We start from the raw sequence: 4314 nt of genomic DNA on the forward strand, positions 1-4314 counted from the left end.
GTTTAGGTTCCTCGTCCCCCGCTTCGCGGGGTGCGAGGAACTCAAGCGCTCGGAGCCATCGCGAACAGAGCGTACCTCCATTTTTTTATTGCAGATAAGACATATCCAAGATAAAAGATATCCATGAATTGGAGATCAGCACGATGAAGCTCGGAGAAGGTGTTGAAGCGGCCATCCATTGCGCCGCAACGCTGGCCAGAGTCGATGGCAACAGCACCATGCCGGGGGCTGCATTGGCCGAGGCGTTTGGTCTGTCGCCGAGCTATCTCCTGAAACATCTCAATCAACTGACGGCGGCGCGCATCCTGGAATCGGTGCCGGGGCCGGCGGGCGGCTACAGGCTGGCGCGGGCGGCCGAGCGCATCACGCTGCTCGACATTGTGCTTGCAGTGGAGGGCAGGGAACCCGCCTTTCGCTGCGGCGAGATCCGCCAGCGCGGCCCGGTCAAGCTCGATGCCTCCGCCTATGTGAAGCCCTGCGGCATCAATGTCGCGATGCTCAAGGCCGAGCGCGCCTATCGGGCGGCGCTCGCCGAAGTGAAGCTGTCCGATATCGTGGCGGAGTACGCGGCCGAAGGCGATCCGCAATCCTATGCCGCGAGTTGCGCCTTCGTCGAGCGCCACCAGCGGCCGCAGAAATCCGCTTCACCGAAGCAGATTTGAACCTCCAAGCCACCCAAGCCCGAAAGGAAAAGAGGATGAAACCGAGACTGCAGTTCTTTGCCAAGGCGCCGGAAATCATGAAGGCGGTGTCGGCGCTCAACAAGGCCGTCGACGAATGCGGGCTGGAAGTGAGCCTGCTGCATCTGATCAAGCTCAGGGCTTCGCAGATCAATGGCTGCTCATACTGCGTTGAGATGCACAGCCGTGAGGCAAGGCGCGACGGCGAGAGCGAAACCCGGCTCTATCTCGTCGCGGCCTGGAAGGAATCGCCGCTGTTTTCCGAGCGCGAGCGCGCCGCCTTGGCCTGGACCGAGGCCGTGACGCTGATCGCCGACAAAGGCGTATCGGACGAGCTCTACGCCCGCACGCTCGAGCATTTCTCGGAAGAGGAACTGGTCAAGCTCTCGGTCGCGCTCGGCATGATCAACACGTGGAACCGGCTGTGCATTCCCTTCCACGCTATCCATCCGATGCCGGCAGCCAAGGCCGCCTGAGTTTATCCGACGACAGCGTGGGCCTGTGACGGGCCCACGCTTCTTCATTTTGAGGATCAACGGCATGTTTGAGAATTCCCAGAGCGAGATTCTGGCCGTGGCGCGGCTGCTGCTCGGCGGCGCCTTCGTCTTTGCCGGCCTGCGCAATATCCAGAACAGAAAGCTGGTCGCCTCGCTGATGGCCGCGCGTGGTGTCCCACAGGCCACGCTCGCTCTGTGGCTGGGCATCGTGCTGCAGATCGCGGCCGGCGCGCTGGTGATCGCCGGCCTTTGGACCGCTTTGGCGGCAGCCGCGCTGATCGTCTTCCTCATCGTCGCGACGCCGATGTTCCACAATTTCTGGGACCATCAAGGCGCGGACCGCGCCTCCCGCCTCAACGGCGTCGTCAGCAATGTTGCCTTGGCCGGTGGGTTCCTGGCGCTGGTGGCGCAGGGCATGTAGGCGGCCGCGCTGCCGCGGCCGCGAGCGTTCGGGCTAGGCCGCGTAGCGCAGACCGCCGTCGCAGGTCAGCACCTGACCGGTCATGAAGCTGTTCGAAACCAGGAAGGCGATTGCTTCGGCGACGTCCTCGGCGCGGCCGATGCGGCCGACCGGTGTCTTGCCCGCATATTCGGCAAACACCACCTGCCGCTGGTCGTCCGGCAAAAAGTCCCACCAGGGCGTGTCGATGACGCCGGGCGCCACGACGTTGACGCGCAAAGGCTTCAGCTCGACGGCGAGGATCGGCGCGACGGTCAAAAGCATGCCGTTGATGGCGCCGATGCCGGCCACGCCGGGCGCGGCAATCTGCGCCGAGACGGCCGAGATGAAAGTCACCGATCCGGCTTTGTTCAAGGTCGGCAGGGCCGCCTGCAGGCAGGAGAGTTGCGGCCGAACCTTTTCATCGACGCCGCTGCCGATATCGGCGAGGTCGAGCGTCGCGAACGGTCCCAGGCCCTTGCCGCCGCTCGCGGCGAGAACCAGGTGATCGAACGGCCCGAGGCGCTCGAAGAAATTCCGGACCTCGTCGGGCCTGGCGGCGTCGAATGCGGCCTTGCCGACGGTGCCGTCGAGGCTCTTCCAGGCGCTCTTCAGCTTCTCCTCGTTACGGCCGGTAATCGTGACTTTCATCGTGGGGCTGACCAGCCTTTTGGCCGTGGCAAGGCCGATGCCGGACGAGCCGCCGATGATAACGCAATGTTCGATAGTCTCGTTCATGAATGTCGTTCCCTTGATGCTGAAGATGCGTGCCCGACCAATTCGAGGCTGAGGTCTCTCAGCCGGCGGCGGGCCTTCTCGTCATAGGCCTGGGCGTCGGCGCGCGATTCACGCTGGCCGTCGAAGTAAAGGCCGCTGCGGCCTTCGAGCGCCGGCGACGTCGCCAGGTTGAGAATGGCGTCGGCGCCGGTCTCGACCGAGTTCCACGGCGTGACGCCCGCCTGCCGGACCATGGTGGTGTCCATATAGCTTGCCGGATGCAAGGCGTTGACCGTGATGCCGGTGCCGTCGAGCTGTGCCGCCAGATCGATGGTGAACAGGATCTGCGCCAGCTTGCTCTGGCAATAGGCGCGCACGCCGCTATAGCCTCGCGTCAGCATGACGTCGTCGAAATCGATCGCCTGCTGGCCGGCCGAGGCGACATTGACGATGCGCGCCGGCGCGCTGGCCTTGATGAGCGGCAAGAGCTCCGACGTCAGCAGGAAGCCGGCGAGATAGTTGACGGCGAAGCGCAGCTCATAGCCGTCGGCGCTGACCTGCCGGCTGGCGGCCTGGCCGCCGGTACCGAGGCCGGCATTGTTGATCAGGACGTCGAGCCGATCGGTCCTTGCGCGCACCGCTTCTGCGAGGCGGCGCACTTCGGCAAGCGAGGCCAGGTCGGCGGGGAGAAATTCCGCCTTGCCGCCTTTTGCCTCTATGGCGGCCACGGTCGCCTTGCCGCGGGCTTCGTCGCGGCCATGCACCAGCACGCGGGCGCCGCCGGCGCCGAGCCGCTCGGCGACCACGCGGCCGACGCCATCGGTCGAGCCGGTGACGAGAATTGTCTTGTCCTTGAGTTCCATGTTCAGAGCCTCCTTGCGCTGCTCTGAACGGAAAGATGGGACACGGCGCGTATCTCAAACAGTTCAAACTTTATCCTGGTATCGGTACTGCTATAATAGGCGCATGGATGCCATCGCCCATTCTCCCGAAGATCACCGCCGGCGCGAGCTCGGCGCCTTCCTGCGTTCCCGTCGCGAGAGGCTTTCGCCTGATACCGCCGGCATCGCCTGCGGCGCGCGGCGGCGCACGCCCGGACTGAGGCGTGAGGAAGTGGCGATGATCGCTGGCGTCGGCACGACCTGGTACACCTGGCTGGAGCAGGGCAGGGACGTGCGGCCTTCGGTCGAGGTGCTGTCGGCTCTCTGCCAGGCGCTGCGGCTCGACGCCGCCGAGCAGCGGCATCTGTTCACGCTCGCTGGCCGCCAGCAGCCGGAGCGGCGGCGCATCGTGCAGGGCAAGGTCGAAGGACCGTTGCTGCACATGCTGCAGAGCCTGGTCCTGCAGCCCGCCTATGTCGTCGGCCCGCGCTGGGACGTGCTGGCATGGAATGACGCGGCCGTCGCCATCTTCGGTGATTACGGCCTGCTGGAGGGCGATGCCCGCAACATCATCCACGGCGTGTTCACCGATCCGCACCGGCGCCACCTTTTGGTGGATTGGGAGCAGCTGGCGCGCGCGACCCTTGCCGCGTTCCGCGCCGAGAGCGCGAAATACACCGGTGATCCGGATTTCGAACGGCTGATCGAGTTGATGATGCGCTCAAGCCCCGAGTTCCGCGAATGGTGGCCGCAGCGCGATGTGGTGCACCGGCTCTCCGGCCTGAAGCGTCTGCGGCATCCGATCGCCGGCGCGATGACGTTCGAGCATATGAGCCTGTCCATCGACGATGGCTCGGATATGCGGCTGATCGTCTACACGCCGCTTGCCGAGCAGAACTCGGTAGCGAAGCTGCAGAAATTGTTGGATGCACAATCGGTCCAGAAACGCAGCGCGTGAGGCTGGCTGGCGGCAGCCCCCCAGCTTCGTCATCCACGGGCGGAGCGGCAGCGAAGCGGACGCGGAGACCCGAGGATCCTGTGTGTTGGTTCTGGTGTATGGTTGAAGTGGGAAGGAGGCCGAGTGGATCCTGGTCGTCCTT

Annotated in this window: 6 protein-coding genes; 4 read left to right on the plus strand and 2 right to left on the minus strand. The window is 64.8% G+C overall.

What is annotated here, in order from left to right; translation table 11 throughout:
- Window positions 1–143: 143 nt before the first annotated feature.
- The 3 genes from LB528_RS30015 (at window position 144) to LB528_RS30025 (ending at window position 1598) form a co-directional block, all read left to right on the plus strand.
- The gene (locus tag LB528_RS30015) at window positions 144–662 is read left to right on the plus strand and encodes an RrF2 family transcriptional regulator (protein ID WP_224516389.1); all 519 of its coding nucleotides are present in this window, start codon (window positions 144–146) and stop codon (window positions 660–662) included.
- A 35-nt stretch (window positions 663–697) separates the two neighbouring features.
- The gene (locus LB528_RS30020) at window positions 698–1156 is read left to right on the plus strand and encodes a carboxymuconolactone decarboxylase family protein (RefSeq protein WP_224516390.1); all 459 of its coding nucleotides are present in this window, start codon (window positions 698–700) and stop codon (window positions 1154–1156) included.
- A gap of 64 nt (window positions 1157–1220) precedes the next feature.
- Window positions 1221–1598, plus strand: a complete 378-nt coding sequence (locus LB528_RS30025; RefSeq protein ID WP_224516391.1) for a DoxX family protein — start codon at window positions 1221–1223, stop codon at window positions 1596–1598.
- A gap of 33 nt (window positions 1599–1631) precedes the next feature.
- Here LB528_RS30025 and LB528_RS30030 read toward each other — a convergent pair whose 3' ends face one another.
- Together LB528_RS30030 and LB528_RS30035 are read right to left on the minus strand one after the other, a co-directional pair.
- A complete protein-coding gene (locus LB528_RS30030) occupies window positions 1632–2354 on the minus strand; it encodes an SDR family oxidoreductase (RefSeq protein ID WP_224717229.1) in 723 nt (240 codons plus the stop codon).
- Window positions 2351–3196 carry an SDR family oxidoreductase gene (locus LB528_RS30035; protein ID WP_224717230.1) on the minus strand — a complete coding sequence of 282 codons (846 nt, stop codon included), beginning with the start codon at window positions 3194–3196 and terminating at the stop codon, window positions 2351–2353. The genes LB528_RS30030 and LB528_RS30035 overlap by 4 nt, the downstream gene beginning before the upstream one ends.
- 103 nt (window positions 3197–3299) lie before the next feature.
- Here LB528_RS30035 and LB528_RS30040 point away from each other — a divergent pair, with 103 nt between their 5' ends.
- Window positions 3300–4172 carry a helix-turn-helix transcriptional regulator gene (locus LB528_RS30040; protein WP_224717231.1) on the plus strand — a complete coding sequence of 291 codons (873 nt, stop codon included), beginning with the start codon at window positions 3300–3302 and terminating at the stop codon, window positions 4170–4172.
- The last annotated feature ends 142 nt before the right edge of the window (window positions 4173–4314 follow it).

This window comes from Mesorhizobium sp. CA4 (assembly GCF_020165075.1).
Taxonomy (GTDB): domain Bacteria; phylum Pseudomonadota; class Alphaproteobacteria; order Rhizobiales; family Rhizobiaceae; genus Mesorhizobium.

Excerpts from the sequence above, each read along its gene's own strand:
- LB528_RS30020 (WP_224516390.1), top strand. The coding sequence starts at position 698 with ATGAAACCGAGACTGCAGTTCTTTGCCAAGGCGCCGGAAATCATGAAG.
- LB528_RS30015 (WP_224516389.1), top strand. The coding sequence starts at position 144 with ATGAAGCTCGGAGAAGGTGTTGAAGCGGCCATCCATTGCGCCGCAACG.
- LB528_RS30030 (WP_224717229.1), bottom strand. The coding sequence starts at position 2,354 with ATGAACGAGACTATCGAACATTGCGTTATCATCGGCGGCTCGTCCGGC.
- LB528_RS30035 (WP_224717230.1), bottom strand. The coding sequence starts at position 3,196 with ATGGAACTCAAGGACAAGACAATTCTCGTCACCGGCTCGACCGATGGC.
- LB528_RS30040 (WP_224717231.1), top strand. The coding sequence starts at position 3,300 with ATGGATGCCATCGCCCATTCTCCCGAAGATCACCGCCGGCGCGAGCTC.
- LB528_RS30025 (WP_224516391.1), top strand. The coding sequence starts at position 1,221 with ATGTTTGAGAATTCCCAGAGCGAGATTCTGGCCGTGGCGCGGCTGCTG.